The 19292-nt window shown below is 72.8% G+C and carries 18 protein-coding genes; 12 read left to right on the forward strand and 6 right to left on the reverse strand.

Features of this window, described 5'->3' with window-relative positions:
* Positions 1 to 60 precede the first annotated feature (60 nt).
* From Dfulv_RS26565 to Dfulv_RS26575, 3 genes are read left to right on the forward strand one after another with little or no spacing between them, the layout of a single operon-like run.
* Positions 61 to 936, forward strand: a complete 876-nt coding sequence (locus tag Dfulv_RS26565; RefSeq protein ID WP_259856101.1) for an ABC transporter substrate-binding protein — start codon at positions 61 to 63, stop codon at positions 934 to 936.
* Positions 936 to 1772 carry an amino acid ABC transporter permease gene (locus Dfulv_RS26570; RefSeq protein WP_259856102.1) on the forward strand — a complete coding sequence of 279 codons (837 nt, stop codon included), beginning with the start codon at positions 936 to 938 and terminating at the stop codon, positions 1770 to 1772. The genes Dfulv_RS26565 and Dfulv_RS26570 overlap by 1 nt, the downstream gene beginning before the upstream one ends.
* On the forward strand, positions 1769 to 2515 hold the full coding sequence (locus tag Dfulv_RS26575) for an amino acid ABC transporter ATP-binding protein (RefSeq protein ID WP_259856103.1): 747 nt from the start codon (positions 1769 to 1771) through the stop codon (positions 2513 to 2515). Before Dfulv_RS26570 ends, Dfulv_RS26575 begins: the two co-directional genes overlap by 4 nt.
* Positions 2516 to 2617: 102 nt before the next feature.
* On the opposite strand, the gene Dfulv_RS26580 is transcribed toward Dfulv_RS26575, so the two are convergent.
* Complete coding sequence (locus Dfulv_RS26580; protein ID WP_259856104.1) at positions 2618 to 3658, reverse strand: TetR/AcrR family transcriptional regulator; 1041 nt, start codon at positions 3656 to 3658, stop codon at positions 2618 to 2620.
* 137 nt (positions 3659 to 3795) lie between these two features.
* Here Dfulv_RS26580 and Dfulv_RS26585 point away from each other — a divergent pair, with 137 nt between their 5' ends.
* Positions 3796 to 4878 carry a cytochrome P450 gene (locus tag Dfulv_RS26585; protein WP_259856105.1) on the forward strand — a complete coding sequence of 361 codons (1083 nt, stop codon included), beginning with the start codon at positions 3796 to 3798 and terminating at the stop codon, positions 4876 to 4878.
* Positions 4879 to 5007: 129 nt separating this feature from the next.
* Positions 5008 to 6531, forward strand: a complete 1524-nt coding sequence (locus Dfulv_RS26590; RefSeq protein WP_259856107.1) for an MDR family MFS transporter — start codon at positions 5008 to 5010, stop codon at positions 6529 to 6531.
* A 16-nt stretch (positions 6532 to 6547) separates the two neighbouring features.
* Here Dfulv_RS26590 and Dfulv_RS26595 read toward each other — a convergent pair whose 3' ends face one another.
* Complete coding sequence (locus Dfulv_RS26595; RefSeq protein WP_319805695.1) at positions 6548 to 7630, reverse strand: epoxide hydrolase family protein; 1083 nt, start codon at positions 7628 to 7630, stop codon at positions 6548 to 6550.
* 130 nt (positions 7631 to 7760) lie between these two features.
* On the opposite strand from Dfulv_RS26595, the gene Dfulv_RS26600 reads away from it, so the two are divergent.
* Both Dfulv_RS26600 and Dfulv_RS26605 read left to right on the forward strand, forming a co-directional pair.
* Positions 7761 to 8720: a DNA polymerase domain-containing protein gene (locus tag Dfulv_RS26600; RefSeq protein WP_259856111.1), complete on the forward strand. Its 960-nt coding sequence runs from the start codon at positions 7761 to 7763 to the stop codon at positions 8718 to 8720.
* Positions 8721 to 9284 carry a GrpB family protein gene (locus Dfulv_RS26605; protein WP_259856113.1) on the forward strand — a complete coding sequence of 188 codons (564 nt, stop codon included), beginning with the start codon at positions 8721 to 8723 and terminating at the stop codon, positions 9282 to 9284.
* A gap of 38 nt (positions 9285 to 9322) precedes the next feature.
* Here the strand turns inward: Dfulv_RS26605 and Dfulv_RS26610 are convergent, their stop codons facing one another.
* Both Dfulv_RS26610 and Dfulv_RS26615 read right to left on the reverse strand, forming a co-directional pair.
* Positions 9323 to 9751: a VOC family protein gene (locus Dfulv_RS26610; RefSeq protein ID WP_259856115.1), complete on the reverse strand. Its 429-nt coding sequence runs from the start codon at positions 9749 to 9751 to the stop codon at positions 9323 to 9325.
* A 10-nt stretch (positions 9752 to 9761) separates the two neighbouring features.
* Complete coding sequence (locus Dfulv_RS26615; protein WP_259856117.1) at positions 9762 to 10208, reverse strand: helix-turn-helix transcriptional regulator; 447 nt, start codon at positions 10206 to 10208, stop codon at positions 9762 to 9764.
* A gap of 146 nt (positions 10209 to 10354) precedes the next feature.
* Between Dfulv_RS26615 and Dfulv_RS26620 the strand changes: the two genes are divergently transcribed.
* Complete coding sequence (locus Dfulv_RS26620) at positions 10355 to 11251, forward strand: polysaccharide deacetylase family protein (protein ID WP_259856118.1); 897 nt, start codon at positions 10355 to 10357, stop codon at positions 11249 to 11251.
* A 908-nt stretch (positions 11252 to 12159) separates the two neighbouring features.
* Positions 12160 to 12675 (forward strand): DNA-binding protein, encoded by a 516-nt coding sequence (locus Dfulv_RS26625; RefSeq protein WP_259856119.1) that lies wholly within the window; start codon positions 12160 to 12162, stop codon positions 12673 to 12675.
* A 4-nt stretch (positions 12676 to 12679) separates the two neighbouring features.
* Here Dfulv_RS26625 and Dfulv_RS26630 read toward each other — a convergent pair whose 3' ends face one another.
* Both Dfulv_RS26630 and Dfulv_RS26635 read right to left on the reverse strand, forming a co-directional pair.
* Complete coding sequence (locus tag Dfulv_RS26630; RefSeq protein ID WP_259856120.1) at positions 12680 to 13171, reverse strand: metallophosphoesterase family protein; 492 nt, start codon at positions 13169 to 13171, stop codon at positions 12680 to 12682.
* A 446-nt stretch (positions 13172 to 13617) separates the two neighbouring features.
* Positions 13618 to 14349 (reverse strand): nucleotidyltransferase domain-containing protein, encoded by a 732-nt coding sequence (locus Dfulv_RS26635; protein ID WP_259856121.1) that lies wholly within the window; start codon positions 14347 to 14349, stop codon positions 13618 to 13620.
* 25 nt (positions 14350 to 14374) lie between these two features.
* Between Dfulv_RS26635 and fdh the strand changes: the two genes are divergently transcribed.
* Genes fdh through nrfD form a run of 3 tightly spaced genes read left to right on the forward strand, consistent with a single transcriptional unit; the run spans position 14375 to position 19286 of the window.
* On the forward strand, positions 14375 to 17548 hold the full coding sequence (gene fdh, locus Dfulv_RS26640) for a formate dehydrogenase (protein ID WP_406567836.1): 3174 nt from the start codon (positions 14375 to 14377) through the stop codon (positions 17546 to 17548).
* The gene (locus Dfulv_RS26645; RefSeq protein WP_259856123.1) at positions 17545 to 18327 is read left to right on the forward strand and encodes a 4Fe-4S dicluster domain-containing protein; all 783 of its coding nucleotides are present in this window, start codon (positions 17545 to 17547) and stop codon (positions 18325 to 18327) included. The genes fdh and Dfulv_RS26645 overlap by 4 nt, the downstream gene beginning before the upstream one ends.
* The gene (nrfD, locus tag Dfulv_RS26650) at positions 18324 to 19286 is read left to right on the forward strand and encodes an NrfD/PsrC family molybdoenzyme membrane anchor subunit (RefSeq protein ID WP_259856124.1); all 963 of its coding nucleotides are present in this window, start codon (positions 18324 to 18326) and stop codon (positions 19284 to 19286) included. Before Dfulv_RS26645 ends, nrfD begins: the two co-directional genes overlap by 4 nt.
* Positions 19287 to 19292 lie beyond the last annotated feature (6 nt).

Consider the following 19292-nt stretch of genomic DNA (forward strand, 5'->3'; position numbering starts at 1 on the left):
GCGGTGATCCCGGGCACGTGATGCCTATTCCCTACCCAGTCGGTAGGTACGATCGCCGCCATGCGTCCCGCGACCCTCCTCCTCGCGGCCGGACTGACCTCCGTCCTGGCCGTCGCATCCGGCTGCGCACCGGCCGACGACAACACCACGGCACCCGCCGCCTCCGGCAGCGCCGGCGCCGCCGCCTGCACCCCGGCACAGCTCAAGACCCTCGCCGCGGGCAAGCTCACGATCGGCACCGACGACCCGGCCTACCCGCCGTGGTTCGCCGACAACAAGCCCGAGAGCGGGCAGGGCTTCGAGTCCGCCGTCGCCTACGCCGTGGCCACGAAGCTCGGCTACAGCAAGGACCAGGTCGTGTGGACGCGCGTCACGTTCAACAACGCGATCGCGCCGGGCCCGAAGACGTTCGACTTCGACGTCAACGAGTTCTCGATCACCGACGAGCGCAAGAAGGCCGTCGACTTCTCCTCGCCGTACTACGACGTCACGCAGACCGTCATCACGCTGAAGACCTCGAAGATCGCCGGGGCCAAGTCGCTGGCGGACCTCAAGGACGCCAAGCTCGGCGCGCAGGTCGGCACCACCAGCTACCGCTCGATCACCGAGGTGGTCAAACCGACCGCCCAGCCGGCGGTGTTCAACAACAACGACGACGCGAAGAAGGCCCTGCAGAACGGCCAGATCGACGGCCTCGTCGTCGACCTGCCGACCGCGTTCTACATCACCGGCGCCGAGCTGGACAACGGCACGATCGTCGGCCAGCTGCCGCAGCCGTCGGGCACCCCGGAGCAGTTCGGCCTGGTGCTCGACAAGGGTTCGGCGCTGACCTCCTGCGTCAGCCAGGCCGTCGACGCGCTGCGCGCCGACGGCACCCTGAAGAACCTCGAGCAGCAGTGGCTGTCGAGCACGCAGGGCGCGCCGACACTGTCCTGATGAAGAGCGAGTTACAACTCCAGCGCGAGGCGTACCGCCGCCGGCAGACGTACCTGTCGGTGGCGGTCGCCGCCGTGTCCACGCTCGCCGTCGGCGTGCTGCTGGTGGTCGCCGTCACCGGCGCGCCCGGCTGGCCGGCGGTGCGCGAGAGCTTCTTCGACCTGGCCGCGGCCCGCGCCGCGCTGCCGGAGGTCGCCCGCGGCCTGTGGCTCAACGTCCGGCTGCTGCTGTGGTGCGCCGCCGGCGCTCTGCTGGTCGGGCTCGGCATCGCGACGCTGCGCACGCTGCGGTCCCCGGTGTTCTTCCCGCTGCGCGCGCTCGCGACCGGGTACACGTACGCCTTCCGCGGCCTGCCCCTGATCATCACGCTCTACCTGTTCGCGTTCGGGGTGCCGGGGCTGCGGCTGGCCGGCACGCCGACGGTGCTGGTCCTCGGCAGCATCGCGCTGATCCTGACCTACGGCGCGTACATCGCCGAGGTGTTCCGGGCCGGGATCGAGTCGGTGCACCCGTCGCAGCGGGCGGCCGCGCGGTCGCTGGGGCTGACGTATCGGCAGACGATGCGCCACGTCGTGCTGCCGCAGGCGGTGCGCCGGGTCTCCCCGCCGCTGCTCAACGACCTGGTCGCGATGCAGAAGGACGTCGGCCTGATCTCCCTGGCCGGGCCGATCGACGCCGTGCGCGCCGCCCAGATCCAGACCTCGGTGTCGTACAACTACACGCCGTACGTGGTGGCCGGGGTCCTCTTCGTGCTCCTCGCGATCCCGGTCGTCGCCGTCACCGACTGGGTCACCCTGCGGGCGGCCCGCCGCCAGTCCGGAGACAACGCACTATGACCACCGTCCTGTCGGTGACCGGCCTGCACAAGGTCTTCGGCACCCAACCGGTCCTGCGCGGCGTCTCCCTCGACGTGGCCGAGCACGAGGTCGTGGCGCTGATCGGTGCCAGCGGCTCCGGCAAGTCGACGCTGCTGCGCTGCATCAACCTGCTCGAGCCGGTCGACGACGGCACCATCCGGCTCGACGGCGAGGACATCACCGACCCGCGGGTCAACCCGGACAAGGTGCGGCAGCGCATCGGCATCGTGTTCCAGGCGTTCAACCTCTTCCCGCACATGTCGGTCCTGGACAACGTGACGCTCGCCCCGCGGCGGGTGCACCGGCGGCCGGCGGCCGAGGCCCGGGCGAAGGCGATGGCACTGCTGGAGCGGGTCGGCCTGGCCGACAAGGCCGGCGCGTTCCCGGACCGGCTCTCCGGCGGCCAGCAGCAGCGGGTCGCGATCGTGCGGGCGCTGGTCAACGGGCCGCGGCTGCTGCTGCTCGACGAGGTGACGTCGGCGCTGGACCCGGAACTGGTCGGCGAGGTGCTGACGCTGATCCGGGACCTGAAGGCCGACGGGGTGACGATGGTCCTCGCCACGCACGAGATGGGCTTCGCCCGCCAGGTCGCCGACCGGGTGTGTTTCCTCGACGGCGGGGTGCTGGTCGAGCAGGGCCCGCCGGAGCAGGTGTTCGGCGATCCGCGCGAGCCGCGCACCCGGCAGTTCCTGCAGCGCATCATCGAGGCCGGCCGGCTGTGACCGGCGGCACCCCGCGTCGGTGCGCGACAGCGTCCGGCCGGGCCCGGACCACGACGAGCTGCGCGCGGAGCTGACCGTCGAGATCCGGCGGCTCGCCGGGGACTACGCGCGGTAGGTCGCGGCGGCGTGGCAGGCGCCCCAGCCGTCGGCGCGGGCCACGATGCGGCCGTGCTCGACCCGCACCGCGGTCTCGGTCGCGTCGCTGACCGCGTCGACGCCGGCCGCCGCGGCCAGCGCGCCGGTCTCGTCGACGACGAGGTGCAGCTCGGGCCAGGCCTCCGGCGGGACGGCGTGCCGCAGCTGGTTGCGCAGCTCGGTCAGGGAGAGCCGGGCGAGCGGGGCCAGCTCGTCGGGCTGGCTCGTCACCAGGATCGCGGTGACCTCCGCGCCGGCGCGGACCGCCTCCTCGACCGCGGACAGGCGGTGCAGGCCGAGCACGGCCACGACGCCGTCGTGCGGCCCGGCCGGGGTCCCGCGCAGTTCGTCCACGATGGACGGTGGCTGCCACGGCGCGTCGGCCGCGCGGACCGGGGTGACCAGCGGCGGCAGGGGCCAGTGGTCGTCGAGGTCGAGGTCGGCGAGCTGCTCACAGGCGCGCACGACGTTGAACGGCTCGCCGAAGCCGGGTGCGGCGGCGGCGAGCTGGCTGCTGCCGTGCAGCAGGGTGAGCGCGGTCTCGGCGAGGCGGACCTGACGGGGCCGGCGCCCGAGCCGCTCCAGCGCGAGCCCGAGGACAAGCGCGTCGAGGCGCTTCAGCTGTGCGTACGGCCGGCGGACGCGCTCGTCGGCGATGACCTCCGGGACCAGGTCGACCCCGAGCCACGCCGGCTCGTCGGCGTCGGTGGCCAGCGGAAGGCGGGCGACCCAGGCCCGGGCCAGCGCACCGAGAGCGTCCCGGACGCTCGCTGACCGGGCGGCCGGCGGCACGGGCGCGCCGGCGGCGTCGTCGGCGAGCACCGCGAAGTACAACGCCCGCTTGCCGGGAAAATTCGAGTACACGGCGCCGCGGGTGAGCTCGGCCCGCTCCGCGATGGTGTCGATCTTCGCCTCGCGGAAGCCGCGCTCGGCGAACTCTGCGCGGGCCGCGGCGAGCACACGGGCCCGGTTGCGCTCCTGCGTCTCGGCGCGGGTCAGCCGCGCCATCCGGCACCCTCCCCGGGGCCGTTCCGCCCGGCGTGGCCCGCGAGGCCGCGCCGGCCGCCGAGATCCTCCGTTGCGTGATCCACGACCACACGATACCGTCACCACTCAGATGACGAGAACATCTGATTGGAGTATCTGTGGAATTCAGCGATGTGCTCGCCGACCCTGTCGCCGCATACCGACGGGCCCGCGAGGAGGCGCCCGTCGCCCGCCTCGGGCCGATGTGGGTGGTCCTGCGCCACGCCGAGGCGCGGACGGTGCTCACCGACCAGCGGTTCGCGCTCAGCGCGGCGAGCTACCTCCAGCGGCCGGACGTGCCGGAGCGGTACCGGCCGTACCTGCGGACGATGCAGGAGATGGAGGGCGCGGAGCACCAGCGCCTGCGCCGGCTGGTGGCGCCCTCGTTCAGCCCGCGGGAGGCCGAGGCGATGCGGCCGCGGATCGCGGCGATCGTCGAGCGCCTGCTGGACGAGGCGGTGCGGGACAAGGAGGTCGACCTGCTGCGGGACTTCGCGACACCGCTGCCGATGGAGGTGATCTGCGAGCTGATCGGCGTCCCGCCCGCGGACCGGCCACGGTGGCGGGTCTACGGCGCGGCCGTCGCCGGCGGGCACGGCAAGGCGTTCGCCGAGGCGATCCCGGCCATCATCGACGACGCCGCGAACGTCGACGCGCGGTTCGGCGGGGAGCTCACCGAGACCGAGCGGGTCACGCTGGTCTGGCACCTGGTGCTCGCCGGTCAGGTCCCGGCGAACCTCATCGCCAACGCGGTCGCGGCCCTGCTCGAACATCCTGCCCAGCTCGCCGAGCTGCGCGAGGTGCCGGCGCTCATGCCGCAGGCGGTGGAGGAGCTGACCCGGTGGTGCGGTCCCCAGCTGCTGACCATCCCGCGGTACGCGCAGCAGGACGTAAACCTGGGCGGTGTCCCGATCCCGAAGGGCGACCCGGTCACCGTGTCGATCCTGTCCGCCAACCGCGACCCGCGGGTGTTCGACGACCCGGACACCCTCGACCTGCGCCGGGTCGCGACCGGCCATCTGGGCTACGCGCACGGCCCGCACTTCTGCCTCGGCGCGCCGCTCGCCCGGGTGCAGACCGAGCTGGCGCTGAGCGCGGTCCTGCGCCGGTTCCCGGACCTGGCGCCGGCGCCGGGCGAGGAGGCCCGCCGCCTGCCCGACCCCGGGACCTGGCGGCTGGCGTCACTGCGCGTCGTCGGCTGAGCCCGCCTGTCGCAGCGCCTCCCGCCGCAGCGGGGCCGGCCACCGTCGACGGCCGGCCCCGCCGTGACCACCCCGATCCGCCGCGGCGGGCCGGCACGCGTCGTGATCAGTCAGACGTAAGGTGTCGACATGCGCAATGCCACTTTCACCGCGTCGGCCCGGAAGGTAGGGCTGCGCTCCGAGCGCGGACCGGTGCTCGCGTCGGTGATGCTGACCACCGGACTGGTCGCACTGGACAGCACGATCATCGCCACCGCCGTGCCGTCCGTCGTGCGCGACCTCGGCGGGTTCGCGCACTTCCCGTGGCTGTTCTCCGTCTACCTGCTCACCGCGGCGGTCACCACCCCGCTCTACGGCAAGCTCGCCGACGTCTTCGGCCGCAAGCCGGTCATGCTGTTCGGCGTCGCCGTCTTCCTGCTCGGCTCGGTGCTGTGCGGCGCCGCCTGGGGCATGCTCTCCCTCATCATCTTCCGCGCCGTGCAGGGCATCGGCGCCGGCGCCATCCAGCCGATGAGCATGACCATCATCGGCGACCTCTACACCGTCGAGGAGCGGGCCAGGGTCCAGGGCTACGTCGCCGGGGTGTGGGGCGTCTCCTCCGTGATCGGGCCGACGCTCGGCGGGGTCTTCTCGGAGTACCTCTCCTGGCGCTGGATCTTCTTCGTCAACATCCCGCTCGGCCTCGTCGCCGCGTGGATGCTGATCCGGCACCTCAAGGAGCAGGTCCAGCGCCGCGAGCACCGCGTCGACTACCTCGGCGCCACGCTGCTCGTCACCGGCTGCACCCTGCTCATCCTCGGCACGCTCGAGGGCGGGATCACCTGGCCGTGGGCGTCGGCGCCGAGCATCACCATCTTCGCCGCCGGCGCGCTGCTCATCGCCGCGTTCGTGTTCGTCGAGCGCCGGGCCGCCGAGCCGGTCCTGCCGCTGTGGGTGTTCCGGCACCGCACCCTCGTCGGCGGCAACGTCGCCTCGCTCATCATCGGCGCGCTGCTCATCGGCCTCAGCTCGTACGTGCCGAACTTCGCCCAGGGGGTCCTCGGCGCCAGCGCCGTCGTCGCCGGCTTCGTCCTGGCGGCGATGACCCTCGGCTGGCCGATCGCGGCGACCGCGTCCGGCCACATCTACCTGAAGATCGGCTTCCGCAACACCGCACTGGTCGGCAGTGTCGTCGTCATCGCCGGTACGGTCCTGTGCGCGCTCCTCAGCCGGCACACCACGATCCTCATGCTCGGCCTCGCCTGCTTCGTCATCGGCGTCGGCCTCGGCCTCATGTCCAGCCCTTCGCTGGTCGCCGTCCAGTCCGTCGTCGGCTGGGAGCGCCGCGGCATGGTCACCGGCACCAACATGTTCTTCCGCTCGATCGGCAGCGCCGTCGGCGTGGCCGTGTTCGGCGCGATCGCCAACACCACCCTCGAGCGCCGCTTCGCCGACGCCCCGCCCGACATCCGCCCGGAACTCGCCGCCGGCACCGACGCGACGAGCATCGTGCTGAAGGCCGGGCAGGCGACCGGCGCGGTCGCCGACTACGTCCGATCCAGCCTCTACGCGGCCACCCACCACGTGTTCGTCGCCCTCGCCGTCGTCGGTGTCCTCGCCGTCGGCGCGCTGCTGCTCATGCCCCGCCGCACCGAGCAGATCCCCGTCGAGTGAGCGGCGGGGCCGGCGGTCACCGCGCGGGTCCGTCGAGCAGTTTCGTGAAGAACCCGCGCACGTCGGCGACCAGCAGGTCCGGCGACTGGTGGGCGGCGAAGTGGCCGGGCCGGTCGTACTCGTGCCACGACACGATGTTCGTGTGCTCCAACTCCGCCAGCCGGCGCACCGACGGCCAGTCCTCGGTGAACTGGGCCAGCCCGACGGGCACGGTCGTCGGCGGCCGGGGCGGCGTCCTGTCGAACTCGTAGTACAGGCGCATCGCCGACGGCGCCGTGCCGGTCAGCCAGTAGATCATGACGTTGGTCAGGACGAAGTCCGGGTCGAGGCCCTCCCGGAAGATCTGCAGGTGCCAGGCGAGCAGGCCGACGGGCGAGTCCATGAGCGCGTGGGCGAGGGTGTGCGGCTGCTGGCGGTGCAGGATGCCGTACGCGTCGAGGTGGTCGCGGCCCCACCGCCGGCCGGCGAGCGCCGCCTCCTCCTCGGCGTTCTGCGGCGTGAAGCCGGTGCCCGCCCCGTCGAAGAGCTGTGTGACGTGCGCGCCGACGACCGCGCCGGGGTCGGCCGTGCCGACCTCCGGGGCGATGTACGAGCCCCAGTCGTTGCCCACGGCGCCGTACCGCTCGTAGCCCAGCTGCCGCATGAGGGTCGCCCAGGCGCGGGCGATCCGGGGGACGTTCCAGCCGGGCTCGCCGGTGGGGCCGGAGAACCCGAACCCGGGCAGCGACGGGATCACGAGGTGGAACGCGAGCCCGCCGCCGGCCGGCTCGGTGAGCGGCTCGATGACGTCGAGGAACTCCGCGACGGAGCCGGGCCAGCCGTGGCTGAGCACCAGCGGCAGGGCGTCCGGGCGGGGTGAACGGACGTGGAGGAAGTGGATCCGCTGGCCGTCGATGACGGTCTCGTACTGCGGGTGCCGGTTGAGCTCCGCCTCCCACCGGCGCCAGTCGTAGCCGTCGCGCCAGTAGTCGACGAGCTCCCGCACCAGCTTCCCGGGCACGCCGTAGTCCCACAGCTCGCCGGGCGCGTCGAGGGCGAACCTGGCGCGTTCGAGCCGGCGCCGCAGGTCGTCGAGGTCTTCCTGGGCAATGTCGATCACAGATGCCTTCATACCCCGACGACGAACAGCCCGTGCCCCGGTCGACACCTCCTCTGGCATCCTAGGAAACTAGGCTGAATATCCCGGTTTCGGCACCGGGAAACGGCGGCCCGGTTGGTACGGTGCGACGGTGAGCAAGGCCGACGAGGAGCGCGACGGGGTCGCCCTCACCAACCTGGACCAGCCGCTGTTCGACGGGGCCGGGGCGACCAAGCGCGACCTGGTCGACTACCTCGACGCCGTCCACGACCGCATCATCCCGGTGCTGCGCGACCGGCCGTTGTCCGTCGTGCGGATCATGCGTGGCCAGGAGTCGTTCATGCAGAAGAACGTCCCCAAGTACACGCCGGACTGGGTGCCCACCGTCAGCATGTGGGCGGAGAGCTCGAAGCGCGACGTCACCTACGCGTTGTGCAACGACCGGCGCACCCTGCTGTGGTTCGGCAACCAGCGGGCGGTGGAGTACCATCCGACGCTCGTGCGGGCCGACGACTGGGCGCACACCACGCACATGGTCCTGGACCTCGACCCGCCGTCACCCGAGGAGTTCGGGCTCGCCGTCGCGGCGGCGCGGCTGATCCGCACCGTGCTCACCGACGCCGGGCTGGACAGCGCGGTGAAGACCAGCGGCGCCAAGGGTCTGCACGTGTTCGTGCCGATCGACGGCCACGCACCGATGGACGACGTGGCGGGCGCGACCCGGGCGGTGGCCGCGCGGGCCGAGCGGCTCGACCCGAAGCTCGCCACGACCGCGTTCATCCGCGACGACCGGCAGGGCAAGGTCTTCCTCGACCCGACCCGCGTCGGCGGCGCGACGGTGGTGTCGGCGTACAGCCCGCGGCTGCGGCCCGGCACCCCGGTGTCGTTCCCGCTGTCGTGGGACGATCTCGACGACGTGCGCCCCGCCGACTTCACCGTCCACACCGCGCCGGGGCTGCTGGGCGACGCCGACCCGTGGGCGGCCGCCATGCCGGCGCCGCAGCGGATCCCGGACGACCTCGTCGCGGAGGGGCACACGATCCCGATCCCCCGCGTCCAGGCGATGCACGAGGGCAAGCGGCGAGCACGAGCCAAGAGGGAGGGCGCGTAGGTGCCCGTCGCCATCACCGCGCCGGACGCGACCTGGCGGCTCCGGGCGGCCCAGCTGATCGCGGAACTGCACGGCGCACTCGGCCCGCTCGCGCTGCGGATCGAGCACATCGGCAGCACCGCGATCCCGGGCATGGCCGCCAAGGCCGTCTACGACCTCCAGGTGAGCGTCGCCGACCTCGACGAGGCCGCCGCCGCGTTCGACCCGCCGCTGGCCGGGCTGGGCCTGCTCCGGAGGCCGTACGAGCACGATCACGTCCCGGCGGGCCGCACGGACTCCCCCGACCGGTGGCGCAAGCGCTACTGGTCCCGCACCGGCGACGAGCCGGTCAACCTGCACGTCCGGCTCGCGGGTTCGCCGAACGAGCGGCTGGCGCTGCTGTTCCGCGACTGGTTCCGGGACCGTCCGGGGGCGGTGGCGGCCTACAGTGCCTTCAAGACCGCCCTCGCCGGCGCGGTCACCGACCCGGACGTCTACACGGACGTGAAGGATCCGGTGGTCGACCTGGTGATCGTGGCCGCCGAGGACTGGGCCGCGGCCACCGGCTGGAGTGCGGGCGGGTAGTCCGGGGCCGGCGACCGCTGCCCGGCAGGGGTCGCCGGCTACTCGAAGTCCTGCGGCGTGAAGTCCCGCGACTCGACCAGGACCAACCAGTTGCCGGTGTTGTCCCGCATGACCGCCTCCACACCGTACGGCCGCTCGGACGGCTCCTGCAGGAACGTGACGCCCTTGGCGGTGAGCTCCTCGTAGGTCTTGCGGCAGTCGTCGACGCTCAGGCCGAGGCCGCCCATGGAGCCCTTCTCCAGCTGGCGGCGCACGAACGCGGCCGCGTCGTCGTCGAGCGGCGGGCCGGGGGTCATCAGCGTGACCTCGATCTCCGGCTGCTTGGGATGCCGGATGGTGACCCAGCGGAAGTCCTCACCCATCGTGACGTCGGTGCCGGGCTCGAAGCCGAGCACGTCGACGTAGAAGTCACGGGTGGCGTCCTGGTCGAGGCAGTAGACGGTGACCAGCGAGATGTTCGTAATCATGGCGCTGACGTTACGTGCCGTCACCGGTGGCGCCTTCTCCGAAATTGCGCTCCGGCGTCCGCAGGACCCCGCACATGAACAGCCAGCAGCCGGGGACGTGCGCCTCGCCCTCGGCGGCCCACCGGTTGCGGTAGGCGATCGGGCTCTCCCCCACCAGCTGCGTGAACCGCGACGAGAACGAGCCCAGGCTGGCGAACCCGACGAGCATGCAGATCTCGGTCACCGTCAGGTTGGCCGAGCGCAGCAGGTCCTGCGCCCGCTCGATGCGGCGGCGGGTCACGTAGCGCATCGGCGTCTCGCCGTAGGTCGCCTCGAAGCAGCGCACGAAGTGGTACTTCGAGACGGCGGCGACGGCGGCAACCTGCGCGAGGTCCAGCGGCGTCTGATAGTTGCGGTCGATGTGGTCGCGGGCGCGCCGCAGGTGCGCGAGCAGTTCCACGGGCACCTGCCTGGTCACCGCGCAACTCTACGGTGCCGTTCGGCGCGCGTGACGTCGTGGTCACCGTCGGACACGGCACGCCGCTTGGGGTTCACGATCGGGCCGGATTCCGCTAGCGTGGCCGCGCGAATAGATGCCGGTTGGCCGGATTAGGGGGATCCGAGGTGATTCGACGCAGGACAGCGCTCGCGCTGCGGATCATGGCGGTGGTGGCACTGCTGGGGTCGACCGCCTGTGACGACAACCGTGTCTCGCAGCGCGCGAGCCAGCCGGCCCCAACCGCCCCGGCCTCGTCCGCCGCCGTGGCGTCGCCCGGCCCGTCGGCGACGCGCTCGCCCAGCGCGCCGACGTCGCCCTCCAGCGGGCCGGCCTCACCGAAGCCGTCCTCGTCGGGCGTCGCGCGGACCGCCGAGGACGGGTTCGTGGTGCGGCCGCCGGGGAGCGGTCACGGCCCCGCCGCGACAGAGCTGTTCACCGGCGGCACCGCGGTCGCGCTGACCTTCGACGACGGCCCCGACCCGGTCAACACCCCGGCGATCCTCAAGGTGCTGCGGGACAACGGCGTGAAGGCGACCTTCTGCATGGTCGGCTTCCGGGTGCGCAACCATCCCGAGCTGGTGCGGCAGATCGCCGCCGACGGTCACACGCTGTGCAACCATTCGTGGCAGCACCTGATCAACCTGGCGAAGAAGGACCCCGCCTACATCGACTGGGATCTCCGCCACACCAACGAAATGATCCGCGCCGCGGTCGGCGCGGACGTGCCGATCAAGTACTTCCGCGCGCCCGGCGGCAACTTCACGCCGGAACTGGTCGCCAAGGCGCGGGAGCTCGGCATGGCGTCGATCTACTGGGACGTCGACCCGCGCGACTGGGACCACAAGCCCGACGCCGACCACGCGGCCCACATCCAGCGGGTCATCCGCGAGGTGAAGCAGCACGTCCGCGAGGGCTCGATCGTGCTGTCGCACGACAACGGCCAGCCCGACACCATCGTGGCCTACCGGACGCTGGTGCCCTGGCTCAAGAGGTACTTCACGCTGGAGGCGCTCCCCACCTGACCTTCGGCACACCCCGCGCCGCCCACCCAGGCCGGGCAGGCATGACACACCCGCACCCAACGCGATCCGCACCTGCCAGTCCAGCACCCACCGGCGCGGCTGCCCGGCGGCGCCCGGCTGGACGGCACCAGGTTCGGCGCCCAGCAACGCGGCGGAGTAGCAGCGCCCAGCGGCCGGTCCGGCAGCCTACTGCACGGCGGCCGGTCCGGCGCCAGGTTCGGCGCCCAGCAACGCGGCGGAGCAGCGGCGCAGCCGCACCCAGCAGCCAGTCCGGCGGCCGGGCTGCACGGCGGCCGGTCCGGCGCCGGGTTCGGCGCCGGCGGCACGGCTGGACAAAAAGCACGGCTGGACAGAGGCGCCCAGCCCAGCGCCGGGCTGGACGGCTGCCGGTCCGGCGCCAGGTTCGGTGGCGCCCAACGGCCCGGCTCCGGGTTCGACGCCCGGCTGCCCAGCTGCCGGCTCCGCAGCGGCGCTCGGCGCTTGGTCCGGCGCCCGACTGGCCGGCGGCGCGGCTGCCCGGCGGCGCGGCTGCCCGGCGGCGCGGCTGCCCGGCGATGCCCAGCACCCAGCCGCCGCCGTGGATGTATAGCGCGGCGCCCAGGTCTGGTCTTGCTGTCGGCGAGCCCTGATTGCACCGCCCGCTGGCCATCTGCGGCCCGGGTGTCACGAAGCGGGCGGGCGGTGCCGGCCGGATGCGGGCGCCTGCTCCAACAACACCAGCGGTGACCGGGCGTCGACCGGTGAGTAACGCCAACCGGCGTCGGGATCGCCGAGGTGTGGGGCGTTCATGATCGCGAAGAGTTGTGGTAGCCCTGGGTGTCCGAACCCTTCGTGATCATGAACGCCCCATGCCGGGACCGTGATCCGGAAGACTTGACGCCGCTATTCGGCGCGAACTCTTCCGGATCATGGAGGAATCCGCTCCGGCCCGGCTGGCAACAGCGCCCAGCCAAGAGGTTTTCAACACCTTGTTGAAAACGGTCCGTTTATCCGTCATGCTGCAAGCCATGACCGAAGTCTTCAGTCGGCCCGATCCGGGCGTACGGCGTGCGGAGCGCACCCACCAGGCGCTGGCGTACCTTGCCGAGCGGCATGCCGGCAGTCCCGAACTCCGATCGCGGCATCTCCACTCGTCCGTGGCGGCGCCGCACGAAGTCGTGCAGCTCGTCGCCGCCATGACCGCCGGCTCGGTCCCGCCGCGGCCGGGCGAGCCCGCCGTCGACGCCACCGACCTCGTCGCGGCGCTGACCCTGATGCCGGACGTCCGGGCGGAGCTCGACGCGATCGAGCTGCACCTGCTGAAGACCGCGCGGAGCAGGGGGATGACCTGGCAGGACATCGCCTTCAGCCTGGGGCTCAACACGCCGCAGGCGGCCCGGCAGCGCTACGAGCGCCTGGAGGCACGCGCCGACGACACGGGCTGAGCGCTCACAGACGGTGCAGCACCACGTCCGTCAGCGTGCCGTCCGTGATCGACGCCGTCATGTAGGTCGCATACGGCTCGCGGCGGCGGTCCGTCGGAGAACCCGGGTTCAGCAGCCGCAGGCCGCCCGGGGCGGCGGTGTCCCACGGGATGTGGGAGTGGCCGAACACCAGGACGTCGTGGGCCGGGAAGCGGACGGCGCAGCGCTGCTCGCGACCCTTCGCCGCGCCGGTCTCGTGGACGACCGCGAGCCGCACGCCGTCGAGCACCACGTCGGCGACCTCCGGCAGGCGGGCACGCAGGCCGGGGCCGTCGTTGTTGCCGTACACACCGATGAGGCGCGACGAGCGGCGCAGCAGTTCGTCGAGCAGCGGCTCCGCGACCCAGTCACCGGCGTGCACCACCACATCGGCGGCCTCGATCGCCGCCCACAGCCGCGCCGGGAGGTCACGCGCCCGCTTCGGCACGTGCGTGTCGGCGATCAGCACCAGGCGCACAACCCCCACCCTAGGGCGGCGTCCACCATCGCCGGCCTGGTCCACCCTTGTCGATCTCGCAGTTGTGCCGCCGAGACACTCCGTGAATGCCCGGTTTGCCAGGCACCACAACTGCAAGATCGATGCACCACAAACCGGCGAACGGCCGGCCGCGCCGGCGGTCTCGGACGAGGTCCCGTTCTGGGTCCACGTGCCGTGGGCGGCGGGCGTGCCCGACCTGGACTACGCGCCACGCAACCCCGCCGTCCCGTTCGCGCTCCCGGAGGCCGAGCGGCAGTTGGCGGCCCGTCCTACTGGCGCCTTGTGCCGACACACACGAGCCGCCTCAGCGGACCAGCCGGGCCGACGCACACGAGCCGCCTCAGCGGACCAGCCGGGCCGACGCACACGAGCCGTCTCAGCGGACCAGCCGGGCCGACGCACACGGGCCGACGCACACGGGCCGGCTACACCGGCTCGGCCAGGACCGGGGCCAGCCGAGCCGCGAGCGCCGGATCGGTGCGCGTGAGCTCCGCCGACAGCGCAGCCGTCGCGGCGGCCAGCGCACGACGCAGTTCCGCCTCGTCGAGCGTGCGGACGAGCGTGGCCTCGAGCCCGGCGGCCACCTCCGCGGGGAGCAGGTGGGCGCCCTTCGCGTAGGCGGTGGGATGGCCCAGCCGGAGGCAGGCCAGGGCGATCACCTGGCCGCGCAGGGCGCCGATCCAGTGCTCGGCCTGCCACCACCGGCGACGCTGGATGCTCGTCCACGCGTGCAGGGCATGGTGCCACGCCAGCCCGGCCAGGTGGTCGTGGCCGACCGGCGCGGTGGGCTCCGGCGGTGCGGGGTCGCCGAAGACGGTGTGCCAGCTCGGGCCGCGGGGAGCGAACCCCTCCGGCGGGCTGAACGCGATGTCCACCTCGAGCCGTCCGGGGAGCAGGAACACCCGGTACACCGTGGCGCCGGAGGGCCGGTCCCAGTGGTGGACGGCGGCGAAGTCCCGGTACAGCAGCTCGGTCCAGTGGTGCATGGCCGCGTCGAGCGGGCCGTCGATCGCGAAGGCCAGGTCGAGGTCGGACCACCGGTCGGCGTCGCCGGTGGCCTGCGACCCGGTGAGCGCCGCCCCGACGACGGCCGGGTCCGCCTCGGCCAGGGCCAGCAGGCGCCGCCGCACGGACGCCAGGTCGCCGAGGGAAAGCATGATCCGACCTTATAGAGTCAAGGGTATGGAGTGGCTTCGGCGGTGGCCTGTCTACCGGCAGCTGACCGGCTCCGACCCCACGGGTCGTGGCGACGCTGTCCGGTCGCCGCGCACCGACGCGCTCACCTCCCGTACGACACAGGCGGACACCGTCGCCAGGTCGGTCTGCCCCTACTGTGCGGTCGGCTGCGGGCAGCGGGTGTTCGTCAAGGACGGCAAGGTCACGCAGATCGAGGGTGACCCGGACAGCCCGATCTCGCGCGGCCGGCTGTGCCCGAAGGGGTCGGCGAGCAAGAGCCTCGTCACCAGCCCGCTGCGGCAGACCAAGGTGCGGTACCGCCGGCCCTACGGGACCGAGTGGGAGGACCTCGACCTCGAAACGGCGCTGGACATGATCACCGACCGGGTGCTCAAGGCCCGCGAGGAGACGTGGCAGGACAGCGACGAGGACGGCCGGCCGCTCAACCGCACGCTCGGCATCGCGAGCCTCGGCGGCGCGACGCTCGACAACGAAGAAAACTATCTCATCAAGAAGCTGTTCACGGCCGTCGGCGCGCTGCAGATCGAGAACCAGGCCCGCATTTGACACTCCGCCACCGTCCCCGGTCTGGGGACCAGTTTCGGTCGCGGCGGCGCCACGGGCTTCCAGCAGGACCTGGCCAACGCTGACTGCATCGTGATCCAGGGCTCGAACATGGCCGAGGCGCACCCGGTCGGTTTCCAGTGGGTGATGGAGGCCAAGGCCCGCGGTGCGACGGTCATCCACGTCGACCCCCGGTTCACGCGCACCAGCGCCGTCGCCGACGAGTTCGTGCCGATCCGGGCCGGGTCGGACATCGCGTTCCTCGGTGGTGTGGTCAACTACATCCTGAGCAACGAGCTGGACTTCCGGGAGTACGTCGTCGCGTACACGAACGCGGCCATGATCGTGCGCGAGGACTTCCGCGACACCGAGGACCTCGACGGGCTGTTCTCCGGCTTCGACCCGCAGACCAGCGCGTACGACCCGCGGAGCTGGCAGTTCGAGGGGCATGCCGAGGAGCCGCAGCACACGCGGGAGACGGCTGGTGGCCTGCGCCACGAGTCGCACGGCCCGCCGGTGCCGGCCGGCATCCTGCGCGACGAGACGCTGCAGCACCCGCGGTGTGTGTACCAGCTGCTGAAGCGGCACTTCGCGCGGTACACGCCGGAGGTCGTGGAGCAGGTGTGCGGCGTGTCACCGAAGCAGTTCGCCAAGGTCTGCGAGGCGTGGACGCGCAACTCCGGCCGGGAGCGCACGACCGCCCTGGTGTACTCGGTCGGCTGGACCCAGCACTCGGTCGGGGTGCAGTACATCCGCACCGGCGCCATCATCCAGCTCCTGCTCGGCAACATGGGCCGCCCCGGCGGGGGCATCATGGCGCTGCGCGGGCACGCGAGCATCCAGGGCTCCACCGACATCCCGACGCTGTTCAACCTCCTGCCGGGATATCTGCCGATGCCGCAGCGGGGCAGGCATGACACGCTCGACGAGTGGGTCGACGCGATCCGCCACCCCGGGCAGAAGGGCTTCTGGGGCAACGCCAGGTCCTACGCCGTCAGCCTCCTGAAGGCGTACTTCGGGGACGCCGCGACCGCGGACAACGACTACTGCTACGGGCACCTGCCCCGGCTGACCGGCGACCACAGCACCTACCAGACCGTGCTCGACATGATCGACGGCAAGGTCAAGGGGTACTTCCTGCTCGGCCAGAACCCGGCCGTCGGCTCGGCGCACGGCCGCGCGCAGCGGCTCGGCCTGGCCAAGCTCGACTGGCTCGTCGTGCGGGACCTGTACGAGATCGAGAGCGCCACCTTCTGGAAGGACTCCCCGGAGGTCGAGACCGGCGAGATCGTGCCCGAGGAGTGCGCGACCGAGGTGTTCCTCCTGCCCGCCGCCTCGCACGTGGAGAAGGAGGGCACGTTCACGCAGACGCAGCGGCTGCTGCAGTGGCGGGAGAAGGCCGTCGACCCGCCCGGCGACTGCCGCTCCGAGTTGTGGTTCTTCTACCATCTCGGCCGCCGGCTCAAGCAGCGGCTGGCGGACTCGGCGCTGCCGCGGGACCGCGCCGTGCGGGACCTGGCCTGGGACTACCCGACGGAGGGCGGCTACGACGAGCCGTCGGCGGCGGCGGTACTGCGGGAGATCAACGGCTTCGACGTGGCCACCGGCACGCCGGTGTCGGGCTTCACCGAGCTCAAGGACGACGGGTCCACCGCCGCCGGCTGCTGGATCTACGCCGGGGTCTACGCGGGCGGCGTCAACCAGGCCGCGCGGCGCACCCCGGCGGGGCCGTCCGACCCGATCGGCCTCGAGTGGGGCTGGGCGTGGCCGGCGAACCGGCGCATGCTCTACAACCGCGCCTCCGCCGACCCCGAGGGCCGGCCGTGGAGCGAGCGGAAGCGATACGTCTTCTGGGATCCCGGCAAGGGCGAGTGGACCGGGCCGGACGTGCCCGACTTCGAGAAGACGAAACCGCCGGCGTACCGGCCGCCGGACGGCGCGACCGGGCCCGCGGCGCTGGCCGGGGACGACCCGTTCATCATGCAGGGCGACGGGAAGGGCTGGCTGTTCGTGCCGAGCGGCCTGGTCGACGGGCCGCTGCCGACGCACTACGAGCCGGCCGAGTCGCCGGTGCCGAACCCGCTGTACGGGCAGCAGGCGAACCCGACCCGCAAGCGGTACCAGCGGTCGGAGAACCCGGTCCACCCCACGGACAGCGGCGTCTTCCCGTACGTCTTCACCACGAGCCGCCTGACCGAGCACCACACCGCCGGCGGCATGAGCCGCACGCTCGAGTACCTCTCGGAGCTGCAGCCGGCGATGTTCGTCGAGGTCTCCCCCGCCCTCGCCGCCGAGCGGGGCCTGGCGCACCTCGGCTGGGCGCACGTCGTCACCGCCCGGGCGTGTGTCGAGGCTCGGGTGCTGGTCACCGAGCGGCTCCGGCCGCTGCGGCTGGACGGTCGCCGGGTCCACCAGATCTGGCTGCCGTACCACTGGGGCACGGGCGGCCTGACGACCGGTGACTCGGCGAACGACCTCATCGGCATCGCCCTCGATCCCAACGTGCTGATCCAGGAGAGCAAAGTGGGCACGTGCGACATCCGGCCGGGCCGCCGCCCGCGCGGCGCGGCGCTGCGGGCCCTCGTCGCCGACTACGTCAGGAGGGCCGGGCTGTGACCACCACGCCGGAGCGCGTCGGGTTCTTCACCGACACCAGCGTCTGCATCGGCTGCAAGGCGTGCGAGGTGGCGTGCAAGGAGTGGAACGCCGTCCCCGCCGACGGGCTCGACCTGCTCGGCATGTCGTTCGACAACACCGGGCAGCTCGACGCGAACTCGTGGCGGCACGTCGCGTTCATCGAGCAGCCGTCGCCCTCCCCCGACGGCTCCGGCGACGGCGACTTCCGCTGGCTGATGATGTCGGACGTCTGCAAGCACTGCACCCACGCGGCCTGCCTCGACGTGTGCCCGACCGGGTCGCTGCTACGCACCGAGTTCGACACCGTCGTCGTGCAGGCCGACATCTGCAACGGCTGCGGGTACTGCGTGTCCGCCTGCCCGTACGGTGTCATCGCCCGCCGCGAGGGCGACGGCCGCGCGTGGAAGTGCACGATGTGCTACGACCGGATCCGCGACGGCCTCCAGCCGGCGTGCGCGACGGCGTGCCCGACGCAGTCGATCCAGTTCGGCCCGCTCGACGAGCTGCGGGAGCGGGCCGAGGCCCGGCTCGAGGCGCTGGACGATCCCAGGGCCCGCCTCTACGGCCACGACGAGTCCGACGGGGTCGGCGGGCAGGGTGCGTTCTTCCTGCTGCTCGACGAGCCGGAGGTGTACGGGCTGCCGCCCGCGCCGGTCGCCACGACGCGGGACCTGCCGGCGATGTGGAAGAAGGCCGGGCTGGCCGCGCTGACGATGGCCGCCGCGGTGGCCGTGTCGTTCCTGGGACGGCGCCCGTGAACGCCCCCGGCCGTCCCTCCCGCGGGCCCCGCCGGCAGCACGGCGGCGAGGACGTCCAGGTTCCGCGCGCGGACTTCCGGTCGTACTACGGCCGGCCGATCCTCAAGGCGCCGGTGTGGCGGCACGACGTCCCCGCGTACCTCTTCACCGGCGGGCTCGCGGCCGGCAGCGCGCTGCTCGCGGCGGGCGCCGACCTGACCGGCCGCCCGGTGACCCGGCGCGCGGCGCGTTTGGCGGCGCTCGGCGCGCTCGGCGCCAGCACGTACTTTCTCATCAACGACCTCGGCCGCCCGGAACGCTTCCACCACATGCTGCGCGTAGCCAAGCCGACCTCGCCGATGTCGGTGGGCACCTGGCTGCTGAGCGCGTTCGGCGGCGCGGCCGGGCTGGCCGCCGTCTCCGAGGCGGCGCCGCGCGGCCGGTTCGGCCGGGCGGCACGGGCCGCGGGGCGTGCGGCCGGGGTCGGTGCCGCCGCCCTCGCGCCGGGCCTGGCCACCTACACGGCGGTCCTCATCGCGGACACGGCGGCGCCGTCGTGGCACGAGGCGTATCCGCAGCTGCCGTTCGCGTTCGCGGGCAGCGCCCTGGCCAGCGGCGCCGCGGTGGGACTCATCGCGGCGCCGGTGCGGGAGAGCGGGCCGGCCCGCGGCATGGCGGTCGCCGGTGTCGCGCTGGAACTCGCGGCGACGCACCGGATCGAGACGGCACACGGGCTGCTCAGCGAGCCCTACCGGACCGGGCGGGCGGGTCGGCTGCTGCGCGCCGCACGGGCGCTCAACCTCGCCGGCGCGGCGGGCGCGCTGCTCGGGCGGCGCAGCCGGGTGCTGTCGGCGCTGTCGGGGGCGGCGCTGCTCGCCGGCTCGCTGGCGACCCGCTTCGGGGTGTTCGAAGCGGGCGTCGAGTCCACGAAGGACCCGCGGTACGTCGTGGAGCCGCAGAAGCGCGACGCCGGGCCGTGACGACGT

It is taken from the genome of Dactylosporangium fulvum (assembly GCF_025137375.1).
Classification (GTDB): Bacteria; Actinomycetota; Actinomycetes; order Mycobacteriales; family Micromonosporaceae; genus Dactylosporangium; species Dactylosporangium fulvum.

What these genes read in the sequence shown, in the direction of transcription:
- Dfulv_RS26565 (WP_259856101.1), top strand. Translation starts at nt 61, where the DNA reads ATGCGTCCCGCGACCCTCCTCCTCGCGGCCGGACTGACCTCCGTCCTG.
- Dfulv_RS26570 (WP_259856102.1), top strand. Translation starts at nt 936, where the DNA reads ATGAAGAGCGAGTTACAACTCCAGCGCGAGGCGTACCGCCGCCGGCAG.
- Dfulv_RS26575 (WP_259856103.1), top strand. Translation starts at nt 1,769, where the DNA reads ATGACCACCGTCCTGTCGGTGACCGGCCTGCACAAGGTCTTCGGCACC.
- Dfulv_RS26580 (WP_259856104.1), bottom strand. Translation starts at nt 3,658, where the DNA reads ATGGCGCGGCTGACCCGCGCCGAGACGCAGGAGCGCAACCGGGCCCGT.
- Dfulv_RS26590 (WP_259856107.1), top strand. Translation starts at nt 5,008, where the DNA reads ATGCGCAATGCCACTTTCACCGCGTCGGCCCGGAAGGTAGGGCTGCGC.
- Dfulv_RS26610 (WP_259856115.1), bottom strand. Translation starts at nt 9,751, where the DNA reads ATGATTACGAACATCTCGCTGGTCACCGTCTACTGCCTCGACCAGGAC.
- Dfulv_RS26625 (WP_259856119.1), top strand. Translation starts at nt 12,160, where the DNA reads ATGGAGGAATCCGCTCCGGCCCGGCTGGCAACAGCGCCCAGCCAAGAG.
- Dfulv_RS26635 (WP_259856121.1), bottom strand. Translation starts at nt 14,349, where the DNA reads ATGCTTTCCCTCGGCGACCTGGCGTCCGTGCGGCGGCGCCTGCTGGCC.